The organism is Actinomadura sp. 3N508, from assembly GCF_044326375.1.
In the GTDB taxonomy this organism is placed as follows: domain Bacteria; phylum Actinomycetota; class Actinomycetes; order Streptosporangiales; family Streptosporangiaceae; genus Spirillospora.
Genome location: NZ_JBIRAX010000002.1, coordinates 304,610 through 319,015 on the forward strand (window position 1 = coordinate 304,610; position 14,406 = coordinate 319,015).

The window sequence follows — 14,406 nt, forward strand, 5'->3', positions numbered from 1 at the left end:
GACGAGACAAAAGATCGTGAACTCTCCGGCAGCGCATCCGCTGCATCCGGCGAAGCTCTTTGCCAATTCATCACCCGCCACAACGAAATCTTGACGAACGGGCCGGAAGACCCGGCGAGAACAGCGGTAGGAAAGAGATACGTATATTTCCTGCGCCATCAGCAGGGAACAGACCAATCGGGGGAAACGCATGAGCGACCTGCTCGCCGTCGCGTACGACGACCTGGCCACCGCTGAACAGGCCCGTGACAAGCTCGTCCAGCTGCAGAAGGAACACGTCATCGAGCTGGCCGACGTCGTCGTCGTCGAGCGCAAGCAGAACGGCAAGATCAAACTTCACCAGGCCCGCAACCTGACGGCCGGCGGAGCGGTGGGCGGCGCCGCCTGGGGCGGCCTTATCGGCCTGATCTTCTTCATGCCGCTGCTCGGCATGGCGGTCGGCGGCGCCACCGGCGCCGCGATGGGCGCCGCGTCCGACGCCGGGATCGACGACGAGTTCATGCGCAACCTCGGCGATCACCTGACCCCGGGCGCCGCGGCGGTGTTCGTCCTGGTCGACAAGCGCAACCCGGACAAGGTGATCCCGGAGATGGCCCCGCTCGGCGGCGAGCTCATCCAGACGTCGCTGTCCACCGAGGAGGAGAAGCACCTCCGCGAAGCGATCAAGGCCGCCCACGCGCCCCAGCCCGCCTGACCCGCACCCCGCAGCGCACGCCCGGCGGCTCGGCGAGCCGCCGGGCGTCCTGCGAGGATGGGCCGATGGACCCGCGACGCATCCGCCTCAACCGCCGGCACAGCATGGAGATGGGCCGGCTGTTCGCGCAGTTCCTCGAAGCCCATCCGAATGTCGAATCAGAGATCGGGATGACCCCGGCGGAGGACGCCGCCTGGACGGCCTACAGCGCCGGCCTCCTCGCCCGCCACCAGGCCGAGCGCTCCGCCCTCGCAGACCAGATCGAAGCCGAGCAACGCCGCCCCTGACGGCCCTGTTTGGTCTTTCATGAAGCCATGACGCCATGGCGGGTGACGGCACTAGGGCTCCCTGACGGCCATCCGGTCGAAGGCGGAATCGACCGTCACGGGCGCTGGACCGACGCTCCGCCCGCGGACGCCGAACCGCTCCCCGGCCGGTTCGTGCTGGCGGGCCTGGTCGACGCCCACTGCCACCTGAGCATCGCCGACGGCGGGGCCGCCGCCGGCCCGCGACCGCTGCCCCTCCCCCAGGCCCGCCAGAACCTGCGCGCCGCACAGCGGGCGGGAATCACGCTGGTGCGCGACATGGGCAGCCCCGGCGCCGTCACCTTGCGGATGCCCACCGCCGGCGAGGGCGCCGGGCTGCTCGCGGCCGGACGGTTCCTGGCCCCGCCCGGCGGATACTTCCCGGAGTTGCACGAACCGGTGACCGCCGGCGGCCTCGTCCAAGCCGCGCTTGACCAAATCGCCGCCGGAGCCCGGTGGGTGAAGCTGATCGGCGACTTCCCCGCCATCGACCAGGGCGTGCTGCGTCCGGATCTGGCAGGGCCGACCTACCGGATCGACGACGTCCGGCGGCTGGTGCGGGCCGTCCACGAGGCGGGCGCCCGCGTCGCCGCGCACACCACCACCGCCTGGGCCGCCGACCTGGTCGCGGCGGGCGTGGACTCCATCGAGCACGGCGACGCCCTCACCGGCGACGCCCTGCGCGCCCTTGCCGAGCGCGGCGGCGCCTGGACGCCCACCCTCTGCGCCGTCCTGGCGCCCGCACCCGCCGATGACCCCGAACGCCGCCGGCGGTGGGCCGAGCGCCGCGAACGGCTCGTCCATCTGCTGGACGAGGCCGTCCGGCACCGCGTGACCGTCCTGGCGGGCACCGATGTCGTCGGCAACCTGCCCCACGAGGTTCGCCTCCTCACCGAGCTGGGCCTGCCGCCGCAGAGCGCGCTCGCCGCCGCGAGCAGCAACGCGCGCCGCTACCTGCTCACCGGCGACACGGCCGGTGATTTCACGCCGGGCCGCCCGGCCAACCTGGTCACCTACCACGACGACCCCCGCGACGATCCCGAAGTCCTCCGGCGGCCTGCCGCGACGTTCGCGGCAGGCCGGCGCCTCCTCTAAGCGCCGGCCGGGCGAAACGGATCTCGGGACATTTCCGAGATATCGGCCATTTCCCAAGAATGCGCGTGCGCGACGTTCCCCTGGCTGCCGGGTAACCGTTGAATGGCGGCATTTCAGCGGCGTCAGTAATTCACTCCCCGCGGACCTCTCATTACAATGAGTTACCGGCGAGCTTGATCGAAATTCGGCGCCCGGAATTGGATGGGAGAAAAGATCCTGATGGACGACGTGCGCGAAAAAGCCCGCGAGGCCGGCCACGCCGCCGGGGTGTCCGAGGACGTGTCGGCGTTCGTCGAGCTCTCGGAGGTCCTCACCGGCTTCAGCCGCTTCGACCTGCGGGGCACCGGGATGGCCGAGCTGTACCTGGACACGGTCAAGCGCCAGATCGGCACGTCCGGCTACGGCGCCCTGATCGCCATCCTGGCGGCGGCCCCGCGCGAAAGCCCCGGCTGGGACGAGCGCCCGGAACTGCTGGAGGCCGCCAGGGCGATCGCCTACCTCTGGTACACCGGCGCCTGGCCCCGCCTGGCCCCGGCCGCGCACGCCGCGCTGCGCCGGCAGATGGCCAACGAGGAATTCGTCGTCTCGCCCAGCTCCTACACCGAAGGGCTCGTGTGGCGGACGTTCCACGGGCACCCGGCGGGCGCGAAACCGCCCGGCTTCGGCACCTGGTCGATGGCGCCGCCGCCCGTCCCGCCCATCGAGGAGATCTTCGACGAGCTGGAGCCCGACTTCGCGGGCCGCCCCGCCGTGTTCACCGCCCCGGTGTCGGTCTCCGACATCGACCCGTCCATGCTGCCCGGCCTGGCGCCGGAGCGTTACGTCACCCCGTCGGCCCAGCCCAGAGCCGCCGCCTCGCCCACCCGACAGGAGGACCGGCCATGACCGGCAACGGCACCGTGACCGCACCCGGCCGGCTCGACGGCCGCCGCTACGACGTGATCGTCGTGGGCGCGGGCATGTCCGGCAGCCTGATCGCCAAACGGCTCGGCGCGCAGGGCTGGCGGGTCCTCGTGCTGGAGGGCGGCAACGGCGGCACGCAGACCTGGCCCGGCTATCTCGACTCGCTCGACACCTTCCACTCGGCCGCGATCAAGGTGCCGAACTCGGCGTACCGGCACAACGCCGCCGCACCGTCCCCGGACGTCCTCGACCTGTCGCCCATCCCCGGCGGCGACGGGTACCGCGCCAACGGCTACTTCCTTCAGGACGGGAAGCTGCCGTACGGCACCGACTACCTGCGCGTCCTCGGCGGTTCCGCGATGCACTGGCTGGGCGCCGTCCCGCGCATGCACCCGACCGACTTCAAGACCCGCACGCTCTACGGGTACGGGCGCGACTGGCCCATCGACCCCGCCGACATGCAGCGCCACTACGCCGAGGCCGAGCACGAGATCGGTGTCGCGGGCGACGCCGCCGAGCAGCGCGCGTGGCTCCGGGACGTCGACGACCCCCGCGACCCGTCCGTCATCACCGACCCCGCCTACCGCTACCCGATGCACCGGATCCCGCCGAGCCACATCGACGAGGTGTTCCGCACGATCGACGGCACCGAGATCTCCGACGAGGTGGGCCGTCAGTCGGCCGGCCTGCACGTCACCGCGCTGCCGCAGGCCCGCACCAGCACCCCGGACCCGGAGTACGACGGCGGCGCCGGATACCGGCCGACCGGCGCGGTGGGCCTGCCGAACTACGGCGAGCGCTGTGTCGGCAACGCCAGCTGCGTACCGATCTGCCCCGTCCAGGCGAAGTGGACTCCGCTGCGCTTCCAGGCGCAGTGGAGCGACTCGGTCACGCTCGCCACGCGAAGCGTCGTGAGCCGCGTGCTCCTGGGCGCCGACGGACGCGTCCGCGGCGTGGAGTACCGCTCCTACGGCGACCCGGCGACCCCGGTCAGCGACGTCTTCACGGCGGAGGCGGACATCGTCGTCCTGGCCGGGCACGCCATCGAGAACGCCCGGCTGATGCTGACCTCGCGCCTCGCCCCGAACAGCGGGCAGCTCGGCCGCAACCTCATGGACCATCCGACCATGCTCGCCTGGGCGCTGATGCCCTCGGGAAACCAGGTGGGGCCGTTCCGCGGGCCCGGCCACACGTCCGGCTACGAGAGCTTCCGGTTCGGGGACGCGCGCAGGCTGCGCTCGCCCTTCCGCATCGAGATCAGCAACTGGGGCTGGGGGTGGCCGATGGGCGCGCCGTTCAGCAACGTCGCGGCCATGCTCCGCATCGGCGGCGACTCCGCCGGTGAGGTGCACGGCCCCGATCCCGACCTGGACAAGTTCGGCCCCGCGCTGCGCACGTCCCTGGGCGAGACGATCGGACGCCAGATCTCCCTGCAGATCGCCGTGGAACAGCCTGCGAACCCGTCCAACAGGGTCACCCTCGCCGCCAGGGACCTGGACGCGCTGGGCAACCCCCGGCCGGTGCTCACCTACGACCTCGACGACCACGTCAAGAAGGGCGTCTACGCGGCCCGGCGGGTGTCCGAGCGGATCTTCGGCGCGCTCCGCGCCGTCGACCACACCAGCTACGGGCCCGGCCCGGACGGCACGTACCCGATCGGCCATTTCCGCTACGCCCCGAGCGCCTCGTTCGAGCCGCTCGACCTGGGCTACCGGGGAGCGGGCCACGGCGCCGGGACGCACATCATGGGCACCGGCACCGCCGACTCCGTCGTCGACTCCTACCAGCGCACCCACGAGCACCCGAACCTGTACGCGGTGGGCTGCGGCAGCATGCCGTCCGTCGGGACGTCGAACCCGTCCCTCACGATGACCGCGCTGACGCTGCGCAGCGCCGAGGCGATCCACCGGCACCTGGCCGGGCTGCACCGCCCGGTCAACCTGACCGCACCGTCGAGCACGCGTCGCGCGGAGGTGAAGGCATGACCGCCGGAAGCACGGCAAGCACGTCCGGTGGACGGATCGTCCAGGCCCACGAGCTGAAGTTCGAGCCGCCCGCCTCCCTGGACCAGCTCCGCACCTACCTCCAGTACGCGCTCCAGGTCGAGCACATCACGATCCCGCCGTACCTCACCGCGATGTACACGCTGCGGCCCGGCACCAACCGGAGCGCGTTCTACGTCATCCGCAGCGTCGTGCTGGAGGAGATGCTCCACATGACGCTGGTGTCGAACCTGCTGAACGCGGTGGGCGGCACCCCGTGCGTGGCGCATCCCGAGTTCGTGCTGAAGTATCCGGCCACGCTTCCGCTCAGCGCCGGGAACATCCCCGTCCCGCTGCGGCACTTCTCCCGGGAGGCGCTGAAGACGTTCCTGCGCATCGAGCAGCCGCAGTCGTTCAGCGGCCCGCCCGACCCGAGGGGCTGGACGTCGATCGGCCAGTTCTACGACTACATCCGCCGGGGCCTGATCGGCCTGATCCGCGACCTGGGCGAGGCGCGGGTCTTCACGGGCCACCCGGGACGGCAGGTCGGGCCGGAAGACTTCTACAACTCCGGCGGCGAGGTCTTCAAGGTCACCGGCCGCGACAGCGCGCTGCTGGCGCTGCGCGTGGTCAGCGAGCAGGGCGAGGGGCTCGGCGATTCCATCTGGGACAGCGACGACCAGATCTTCGGCGAGGAGCGCCAGGTCGCGCACTACTTCCGGTTCAACGAGATCGCCGAGGGCCGCCTCTACGGCCCGCACGATCTCCCGAAGGACCGTCCCAGCGGCCCGCCCATGAACGTCACCTGGGAGGACGTCTACCGGATCGACGGCGGCTCGACCGTCGCCGAATACGGACGGTTCCCCGACAAGTCCGTGTACCACCACGCGAAGGCGTTCAACGACGCCTACGCGGGCATGCTGGCCTTCCTTCAGGAGGGGTTCACGGGAAGTCCGCGCGACATCGCCCACGCCATCCCCGTCATGCTGGAACTCCGTGACCGCAGCCAGGCGCTCTACCGCAACCCGCACCCGGACCCGCGCAAGGCGGCCGAGGGGCTGTCGGCCAGCGCCACGTTCGAGATCGATCAGGACACGATCGACCGCGCCGTCGCGCATGCCGCCGCCCGTATCGAGGCGGCCGGCCTCTCCGCGGGCGAGCCCATCGACCTGTCCGCCCTGACCGCACCCCGCCCGTCATGACACGCGGTCATGTCATGGCATGACGGACGGGATGGTTCGTTCAGCGAGGTGATTCGTTCAGCGGAGCCGGCCGGTCAGTGGGCCGGGCCGGGCCGGTCCGGTCGGCGGGCCCGGTCAGCAGGCCGCGGGGGTGAGCACGTCGGCCCAGTCCCCGTCTCCGAGGTCGTCCGTGGAGAGCCGGCCGCGCTCGGGGGCGTCGATGCCGCACGTCCAGTGGTTCGGCCCGCCGAACCAGTGGGTCGTCGAGCCGGAGCCGATCGTCTTCGGGCCGCCGCCGTCGGTGGCCCAGCCGCTGGCCGCGGGGTCCCAGTGCTGGACGATGAAGTCCGCGTCGACGGGGAGGAGGCCGCGGTTCCGCGCCTCCAGGAACGGCTGGGTGGTGTAGGTGGTCTCGCCCACGTGGACGACGTCGCTGCACATCTTGTAGACGACGGCACCGAGTTCGACCTCAGGGCCGCAGACGGTTACGGGGTCGTCCTGAGCGGAGGCGGTGGCCGCCCCGCTCAAGGCGGTGGCCAGCACGGCCGCACCCGTGATGACCGCCAGTCGACGTGCGCCGGGTAATAACTTCATGTGTTTCTCCCAGGTGAAATGAAGCCGTGTTCGACCTCGCTAGCAGTATCGAACGTTCCAGCGTCACTTCAAGCTGATCACCTTGGCCGCAGTCGGCCATCAGGGAGATAGGCGCAGGCCGTCGACTAGACCAGTGGCGTACTCGTGGCGCGGGGGCACCGCGTCCTCGCCCAGCAGCAGGACGGTGAAGGCGCAGTTCAGGCAGGCGCCGATCAGCAGCCGGGCGGCGGCCGGCGGCTCGACCTCCGCCGCCACCCGCCCCAATTCCTGTTCCTGGCGCAGGTACGCGGCGACCGCATTCTCGGCCTGGTGGGGGCCGAGCTGGCGCGGCCCCATCACCTGCCGCAGCCGGACCAGCTGCGCCGGGCTGGCCAATACCGCCACCTTCGCGGCCAGGACCTCGTCGTAGAAATTGATGGTCGCCTCCGCGACCATCACGAGGTTCTTGTGAACGCTGGCCTGCCCAACATTCGAGAGAAGGTCGGCGACCGTCGCCACGTAGACGGGCAGCCGGTCTTGCAGCAGCGAGAGGTAGAGGTGCAGCTCACCGTGTTCCCTGTGCTGCACCGACCGCATGGAGTCACTGACCGCCTCGACCACGCGGCGCCGCACGCGATCGGCGCGATCGGCGGGACTTTCGGGCACGGAGCCGGTAGCAGGTCCCCGGTCGGACTGCATGATCTCCCCAGGCTATTTCGGCGTCCCTTGCGTGCATAAAGCCCATCCCGCTCAATGGACCGCCATCAAGTGACACGCCTGACCGGCGGCCGGCGCCGCGTGATGGCGAATCCCACATTATGACCTTCGCCTTTTGCGGGCAACGAAAACGAAAATCTTGACCGCGAAGATCTTCCTGCCCGGCGCCATGGCTGCCCGCCCGCAGACGCCTGACCTGGAGGGGCGCGCCATGAGAACGATCGCATGACGCGGCGGGCGCGTCCGGTCGGCTCAACTCCGCCGCGGCACGGCGTCCGGGCGTCGCCGGTGATCCCGTCCTGAAGATCCACTACGCGACCGCCGGGCGGCTCGATCTCGGCGGAAGCGAACATTTATCGACATGGCTTTTATCCGTTAGAACATTGTGCTCTCATATTCGGTAGTGACGGTCCTGGATCCGGGCTGGGGGCACAGTGATGTCGACCTACCATGCGGCTTGGTGGAATCTGGAGAATCTGTTCGACGAGGAGAACTCGCCGCGGCGCACCGAGAAGGTGGCGCGGGTGATCAAGAACAGCATCGCCGGGTGGACGCCCCGGCTCAGGGACCGGAAGGTCGCCCAGCTCGCGTCGGTCATCGCCCAGATGAACGACGGCGCCGGGCCCGACCTGCTCGGCGTGTGCGAGGTGGAGAACCGGTTCGTCCTGGACCTGCTCGCCGGCGCCGTCCACGAGCGGCTGCCGCGGCGGCGGTATTCGATCGTGCACGCCGACACGGGCGATGCCAGAGGTATCGACGTCGCGTTCCTCTACGATCCGGATCTGCTGGAGGCACCGGCCGATCAGGTCTTCTTCCATGTGGTGATGCGGCGTAACGCGACACGGGAAATCGTCCAGGTCAACTTCCGCACCAGGAACGGCCGCACATGGGCGGTGTTCGGCAATCATTGGCCGTCCCGCAGCGGCGGCGCGTTCGAATCCGCGGGCTACCGGCACATCGCCGCCGAAACGCTCGCGTTCTTCCATCAGCGGGTGCTGGAAGAGCACGGCGCCGACACCCCGGTGCTGGCGATGGGCGACTTCAACGACGAACCCTGCGACACCTCCCTCGTCACCCACGCCCTCAGCACCCGGCAGCGCCGCCGCGTGCTCGAGGCCGACACCCCGCGGCTGTGGAATCTGATGTGGCCGGCGATCGGCACCCCGGACGGCAGTTTCTATTTCAACAACGAGCCGAACATCCTCGACCAGTTCCTGATCAACGCGAACATGGCCCGGCGCGAGTCCCCGATCCGCGCGGACGCCGACACGGTCCGGATCCTGAGGTTCCCCGGCATGTCCGCCACCGGCCCCTACCCCCGCCCGATCCCCTTCGGCGGCATGGGCAAGAAAGTCGACGAGGACGGCTTCTCCGACCACTTCCCCATCGCCCTGACCGTCACAGAATCCCCCTAAAGCGGATATTACGGGTATTTGCGGGTTCCGGGGCTTGGATGATGGCGGGGGGTGGGTAGGGCGGGCAACGCGGCGGGACGTGGCCCTGCGGCCGATGCGGCGCGGGGCGGCGGAGATCAGCTCTGAAAGGAACCCGCCATGACGGAACCCAGCCCCTTCCCGGCGCCGAGGCGCGACCTGTGCGGGGCCATGCACGTCCACCGCCGGCTGCTGAACGAGAGCATGACGTACCGCGCGCGGCGCGCGCAGATCGAGGACCGGGCGCTCCAGTTCGAGATCGGGCGGCTCAGCTCCGCCCGGCACGAGGTGATCACCATCCCCGTGGTGGTGCACGTGGTGTACCACGACGCGGAGGAGAACATCGACGATCAGCAGATCATGAGCCAGCTCGACGTCCTCAACCAGGACTTCCGGGGCACCAACCCCGACGTCTCCAAGGTGCCGGACGTGTGGACGTCCCTCGTCTCGGACGTCCAGATCGAGTTCGCGCTCGCGGCCACGGACCCGCTCGGCAAGCCGTCCAACGGGATCGTCCGGGTCGAGACCCGGCGGACCGAGTTCGGGACCGACGACGCCGTGAAGGCCACCGCCACCGGCGGCTCCGACCCCTGGCCGACCGACCGGTACCTCAACATGTGGGTCTGCAAGCTGGGCGGCGGCCTGCTCGGCTACGCGCAGTTCCCCGGCGGACCGCCGCAGACCGACGGCGTCGTCGTCCTGCACGCGGCGTTCGGGACGACCGGAACCGCCGCGTCCCCGTTCGACGGGGGCCGCACCGCCACCCACGAGATCGGGCACTGGCTCGACCTGTTCCACATCTGGGGCGACGACGACGGCGCGTGCAGCAACGACGACCGGGTCGCCGACACCCCGAACCAGGCGGACGCCAACGTCGGCAAGCCGACCTTCCCGCACGTCACCTGCAACAACGGCCCGAACGGCGACATGTTCATGAACTACATGGACTACGTCGACGACGCCGCGATGTTCATGTTCACCAAGGGCCAGCGGGAGCGGATCGACGCCTGCCTGGAAGGGCCGCGGGCGCCGTTCACGGTCGCGAGCCAGACCCGGCGGGCGCCCGTCGCGGCTCCCGCGAAGCAGCCGGTTCCTGCGGGCGGGGTCATGCACGACGGTGACGTCGAGCGGCTCCTGCACGATTCGGAGCGGCTGACCAAGGAGGTCCTGGAGGACATTCACAACATGCTGGGCCTCGTCGGCCACCGTCCCAGCGGATGAGCGGGCCGGGACAGCCGCCCGACGTCACGGGCGCATGGGTGCACGCCTTCGAGGAGGACACCCCGGAGGGGGCGGTGTACCACCGGGACGACCCCGACCATCCGTTCCCTCCCGCGCGCCGCCCGCGCCGCCGTTTCGAGTTCCGTCCGGACGGCGCCTACATCGAGCGCCGTCCCGGGCGGGACGACCGGCTGAACGAGGTGCGGGGGCGGTGGGAGGCGCAGGGCACGGACCGGGTCGCCGTCACCTTTCCCGACGGCGACGGCTCGCCGTTCACGCTCACGGTCCTCTCCCGGACGCCCGGCAGGCTCGTGATCGCGAGGTGAGGCGGCCGGTCAGCGCTTCGGCTCGGCGGGCGGAGCGGGTGCGGAAGGCGGCGACGGGCCGCGCACGCCGTCCAGGACGGCCTGGCCCTGCCTGTCCACGAACTTCGTGAACAGCTCCTGCGAATAGCCGAGGACTACCGCCCAGGCGATGATCTGCCCCGGCGAGTCGAGCGCGCTCAGCCCGGGGACGAACCCGCCGCGCATCAGCAGCAGGCCGAGCACCGCGGTCAGCGCCCCGGTCGGCAGCTTGAGCAGGGCGAGCGCGATCGGGATCCCGAACGCGGTGGACGTCCCGCGGATCTTCCGCAGCGCCGACGCCGCCGCGATCCCGGCCGCGACCAGCCCGATGAGCATCACGACGATGTAGTCGCCCCATCCGGCGGCGGCGCGCGTCCGCGCGTCCAGCTGACCGGCCGGGACGGACGCCGACGCGCCCGTGGGGCACACGACGCTGAAGTCGCCCCGCGCTCCGGGGCTCGGCGCCGGGGTGAAGCACAGCGGGACGGCCGTCCGCCACAGCGCCGACAGCACCCCGACGCCGATCACCGCGCAGAACAGGAACACGGCGATCCACCGGACGATCCGCGCGAAGCTGCCGGCGCGCAGCTTCTCCCGCAGCCCCGCCTGGTGCGCGGTGTCCACGGCGGCCACGAGCGTGACGAGCTGCCCCTCGGTGAGGGACGCGGGACGCCCGGCCTCCTGCGCCTCGCGCAGCTCCCTGGCCAGCCGCTCGACGAAGATCCGGTGCTCGTCGGCGGGCGCGAGATGCTGCTTGACGGCGGCGCACACGGCGGGCAGGAACGATTGCAGCTCCGCGGGTGAGAGCGTCCGCATCCATAGGGAACGCGCGCAGTTCAGGTGGAGCTGGGCGGTCGTCACGTGGGACGCCGTCAGGTTCCTGCGGTGCGCGCCGGGGTCGATGACCTCCATCGCCCGGTCGAGGGCCTCCTGCGCACCGCGCCGCAGCTCAGCATGCTCGGGCGGCTGGTTCTCTCGTGGTGCGGCGAGGATCGCGCGGAGTTCGTGGACGTCCGCGCGCACTTCCTCGCACAGCACCCACGAGCCCCGCTCGCGCTCCCATTCGCCGAACCTCCGGGCGCCGGGACGCCGGCCGGTCCAGGGCGCCATCCTCCAGGTGGCCACGGGCTCAGGCGGCCGACGTCGGCACGTTCTCCCACCAGGTGGCGTTCCAGGTGTCGAAGTCGACGATCCCCGTAACCGGGAGGCCGAAGGCGCGCTGCATCTGCTTGCACACGCGGGCGTCCTCGTCGTCGTAGTGACCGTCGATGTTCTTGATCCGCCAGCCGCGGCGGTTCGCCTGGCGCTCCCACGTCTTGACGTGCGCTCCCTCGGACCCGTGTTCGAGGTCCTCCTCGGGCCACGGCTCGGGGTCGGTGGGGTGCGCCTCCCACGTGGCCTCCCAGGTGGCCGCGTCGACGACGCCGTCGGGCTCCAGCCCATGCTCGGTCTGGAAGTTCGCGCAGGTGCGCCTGCTGATCGGGCCGAACTGCCCGTCCGGCTCGATGTTCCAGTTGCGCGTCTTCATCTGCTGCTGCCACTGCTTGACGCGCGGACTTTTCATGACCGGCGGGTAGGACAGCTTCGGTGGCTTGAACGGTGGGGCCAGCATGGCGCCTCCTTGGTCGATCTCCCTTAGAAGGATCCCGTCCCAGCATCCAGCGAATCAGCGAATGCGCGGAGAAACCACCAAGCGGGGGTAGCAGGACGCCTCTTTTCCACATTTTCGCGCCATTATCATTTTCGCCGGCGCCATTACAGGATCAGGTCCTCGGGGCGGACGACCTCGCGCGGCCCCGGGACCGCCTCCAGCCGCTCCAGCGGGTCGGCCTGGATGTGCGGTTCGAGGCCGAGCCCGGTGATCTCGCCGATCTTCCGGACCGGGACCTGGTACGTCCGGTACGCGCCGTAGGAGAACTCCTCCTTCCCGGCCAGGTCCTCGATCAGGGCCGCCTGGCTGAGCAGGTACCCGGTCGCCGACAGCTCGCCGGACGGGCCCGCCATCGCGACGATCTTCCAGAACTGGCGGGGCAGCCGGACGCCGCGGTAGACGTCGTCGTCCGCGGCCAGCACCGGCCCGGTGAACACGCTGACCGCGAGGTCATGGTTGTCGGCGTTGTTCAGGACGTAGTCCTCCAGCCCCAGCCAGAGCGTCTGGCCCGCGTTGAACGAGTGGTGCTGCGGGGTGGAGTTGGTGAAGTGGAAGGTGTCGTCGTTGGCGGCCAGCGCCATGGCCTCGGTCCCCCAGGCGGGGTCGAGCCGCCGGACCAGGTGGCCGCGGTCGAGGTCGTTGGCGCGGTAGACGTCCTCGCCGGTCTGCTCCCCGGCGGGCAGGCGGGGGTCGAAGAACCAGCGGTCGGCGTCGCGCCGGGGACGCCGCGCGCTCCGGCCGTCGATGTTGCACGCGGTGAACAGCGCGAGCGCCCGCTGCCGGTGCATGACGACGCTGAAGTGGTGGTAGCGCAGCTCGGCCGAGGCGACGGCGGCGAGGTCGGGCGACGGGACGGGCAGCGGCAGCGGCCGGGCGAGGAACGCGGGATCGTAGCCGTCGCGGGTGCTGTAGTCGGGGTCGATCGCCTCCGTCTCGCGCGCGGCCGCCTCGACCGTCGCCGGGCCGTCCGCGAGCCGGACCGTGACCTCCAGCGGGATCGTGACCATCCCCTCGCGGGACTGCGCCAGCGGGACGGCCGCCATCGCCCGCGTCCCCGACGCCGGAGCCGGAGCCGGAGCAGGCGCCGAGACCGGGGGCGGGCCGACCGGGGAGGACTGCAGGGAGGCCGCGGTCTCCGTTCCCGGCGGGGCGAACAGCTCGTCGACGAGCGCCCGCTGCGCCTCGGGCAGCGCCGTCTCGCGCACCATCGCGCAGATCCGGCTGATGCGGATCCCCTCGTTCACGAACGAGCCGGACTCCTCCGGTTCGGGCACCGGGACGCTCGCGTGGTGCAGCGCGACGACCTCCCACTGATCGTTGAACACCGGCGAGCCGGACGACCCGGGCTCGGTGTCGGCCACGTAGTGCAGGAACCGCTCGGGAATGTCGACGATGCGGTTCTCGCGCAGCGCGACCTGCTTGCGGTCCCCGCGCGGATGCTGGACGATCGTGACGAACTCCCCGATGATCGCCTTGCCCTCGGCCTCGATAAGCCGGTTGTGGCCGAACGCCGCCAGCTCGGCGGCCGGGGCGTCGACCGCCACGAGCGCGAAGTCGAGCCCCTCGTCGGCGAGGAAGAAGCGCTCCGGATCGAGCTCGAAGGCCACGACGGCGAGCGGCCGCCCGTCGACGCCGTCCTGGTAGTTGAACTCGATCATGCTGGTCAGCGCCGTCCCGGCGTCGGGCAGCACGTGGTGGTTGGTCAGGAACAGGGACGGGGAGACGAGCGAGCCCGACCCGTACCCGACCGTGCGGCCGCCCTCGTCGCGGATGTTCACCCGGCCGACGGTGCGCGCCGCGGCGACCCCGGCGTCCAGGTAGCGGACGCCCACGTAGTCGACCGTGTTGATGATCTTCTCCAGCCGCGCGGCGGGTTCCGCCGCGCCCGGCTCCAGCAGCGAGCCGTCGCCGTAGAACCGGCTCAGCCGGTCGACCCGCTTGGCGACCCGCTCGGCGGTGTCGGCGACCGCCACCCCGCCGGGCGAGGCCAGGACGGTCTCGTGCTCGCGCCGCTGCGGAACGCGCTCGGCCACCCGCCGCTCCGCCGTCTCCCGCTGGCGCTCCTGCTCCCGCTCATAGAACTGCATTTCATTTCCCCCGGGTCGGTGAATATGCGCGTACCACCCGCCTCTCTTTAATTTCCTCGGTTTTCGCCGGATCTCGCCAGACCCCGGGTGCCCTATTTACCCCGCATCGGGAAACGTTTGACGCTCGACGCGAACCCCGCCGGGGGTCTTGCTGCTGTGGGCGGATCTGCCGTGGGCAGATCCGGCCACGAGTGGTGCGCGGCGCGGCGCATGGTGAATG

At 70.8% G+C, this 14,406-nt stretch carries 14 protein-coding genes; 9 read left to right on the forward strand and 5 right to left on the reverse strand.

What is annotated here, in order from left to right; genetic code table 11:
* Nucleotides 1–190: 190 nt before the first annotated feature.
* The 6 genes from ACH34S_RS07710 to ACH34S_RS07735 all read left to right on the forward strand — a co-directional run bounded on the left by ACH34S_RS07710 (nucleotide 191) and on the right by ACH34S_RS07735 (nucleotide 6,181).
* Nucleotides 191–694 (forward strand): DUF1269 domain-containing protein, encoded by a 504-nt coding sequence (locus ACH34S_RS07710; protein ID WP_395951732.1) that lies wholly within the window; start codon nucleotides 191–193, stop codon nucleotides 692–694.
* A 65-nt stretch (nucleotides 695–759) separates the two neighbouring features.
* Entirely contained in the window at nucleotides 760–981 is a 222-nt protein-coding gene (locus ACH34S_RS07715) for a hypothetical protein (RefSeq protein WP_395951733.1), read from the forward strand.
* 27 nt (nucleotides 982–1,008) lie between these two features.
* Nucleotides 1,009–2,094, forward strand: a complete 1,086-nt coding sequence (locus ACH34S_RS07720; RefSeq protein WP_395951734.1) for an amidohydrolase family protein — start codon at nucleotides 1,009–1,011, stop codon at nucleotides 2,092–2,094.
* A gap of 219 nt (nucleotides 2,095–2,313) precedes the next feature.
* Entirely contained in the window at nucleotides 2,314–2,979 is a 666-nt protein-coding gene (locus tag ACH34S_RS07725) for a hypothetical protein (protein WP_395951735.1), read from the forward strand.
* Nucleotides 2,976–4,982, forward strand: a complete 2,007-nt coding sequence (locus ACH34S_RS07730; RefSeq protein WP_395951737.1) for a GMC family oxidoreductase — start codon at nucleotides 2,976–2,978, stop codon at nucleotides 4,980–4,982. Before ACH34S_RS07725 ends, ACH34S_RS07730 begins: the two co-directional genes overlap by 4 nt.
* Nucleotides 4,979–6,181, forward strand: a complete 1,203-nt coding sequence (locus ACH34S_RS07735) for a ferritin-like protein (RefSeq protein ID WP_395951739.1) — start codon at nucleotides 4,979–4,981, stop codon at nucleotides 6,179–6,181. The genes ACH34S_RS07730 and ACH34S_RS07735 overlap by 4 nt, the downstream gene beginning before the upstream one ends.
* A gap of 114 nt (nucleotides 6,182–6,295) precedes the next feature.
* Here the strand turns inward: ACH34S_RS07735 and ACH34S_RS07740 are convergent, their stop codons facing one another.
* Nucleotides 6,296–6,754 (reverse strand): hypothetical protein, encoded by a 459-nt coding sequence (locus ACH34S_RS07740; protein WP_395951740.1) that lies wholly within the window; start codon nucleotides 6,752–6,754, stop codon nucleotides 6,296–6,298.
* A gap of 99 nt (nucleotides 6,755–6,853) precedes the next feature.
* Entirely contained in the window at nucleotides 6,854–7,432 is a 579-nt protein-coding gene (locus ACH34S_RS07745) for a TetR/AcrR family transcriptional regulator C-terminal domain-containing protein (protein ID WP_395951742.1), read from the reverse strand.
* Between the two features lie 455 nt (nucleotides 7,433–7,887).
* Here ACH34S_RS07745 and ACH34S_RS07750 point away from each other — a divergent pair, with 455 nt between their 5' ends.
* The 3 genes from ACH34S_RS07750 to ACH34S_RS07760 all read left to right on the forward strand — a co-directional run bounded on the left by ACH34S_RS07750 (nucleotide 7,888) and on the right by ACH34S_RS07760 (nucleotide 10,430).
* Nucleotides 7,888–8,865, forward strand: a complete 978-nt coding sequence (locus ACH34S_RS07750) for an endonuclease/exonuclease/phosphatase family protein (protein ID WP_395951743.1) — start codon at nucleotides 7,888–7,890, stop codon at nucleotides 8,863–8,865.
* 138 nt (nucleotides 8,866–9,003) lie between these two features.
* Complete coding sequence (locus tag ACH34S_RS07755; protein ID WP_395951745.1) at nucleotides 9,004–10,104, forward strand: zinc metalloprotease; 1,101 nt, start codon at nucleotides 9,004–9,006, stop codon at nucleotides 10,102–10,104.
* The gene (locus ACH34S_RS07760; protein WP_395951746.1) at nucleotides 10,101–10,430 is read left to right on the forward strand and encodes a hypothetical protein; all 330 of its coding nucleotides are present in this window, start codon (nucleotides 10,101–10,103) and stop codon (nucleotides 10,428–10,430) included. Before ACH34S_RS07755 ends, ACH34S_RS07760 begins: the two co-directional genes overlap by 4 nt.
* A gap of 9 nt (nucleotides 10,431–10,439) precedes the next feature.
* Here the strand turns inward: ACH34S_RS07760 and ACH34S_RS07765 are convergent, their stop codons facing one another.
* The 3 genes from ACH34S_RS07765 to ACH34S_RS07775 all read right to left on the reverse strand — a co-directional run bounded on the left by ACH34S_RS07765 (nucleotide 10,440) and on the right by ACH34S_RS07775 (nucleotide 14,186).
* On the reverse strand, nucleotides 10,440–11,573 hold the full coding sequence (locus ACH34S_RS07765) for a hypothetical protein (protein ID WP_395951748.1): 1,134 nt from the start codon (nucleotides 11,571–11,573) through the stop codon (nucleotides 10,440–10,442).
* Between the two features lie 4 nt (nucleotides 11,574–11,577).
* Nucleotides 11,578–12,060: a peptidoglycan-binding protein gene (locus ACH34S_RS07770; RefSeq protein WP_395951750.1), complete on the reverse strand. Its 483-nt coding sequence runs from the start codon at nucleotides 12,058–12,060 to the stop codon at nucleotides 11,578–11,580.
* Nucleotides 12,061–12,203: 143 nt separating this feature from the next.
* A complete protein-coding gene (locus ACH34S_RS07775; RefSeq protein ID WP_395951752.1) occupies nucleotides 12,204–14,186 on the reverse strand; it encodes a DNA/RNA non-specific endonuclease in 1,983 nt (660 codons plus the stop codon).
* Nucleotides 14,187–14,406 lie beyond the last annotated feature (220 nt).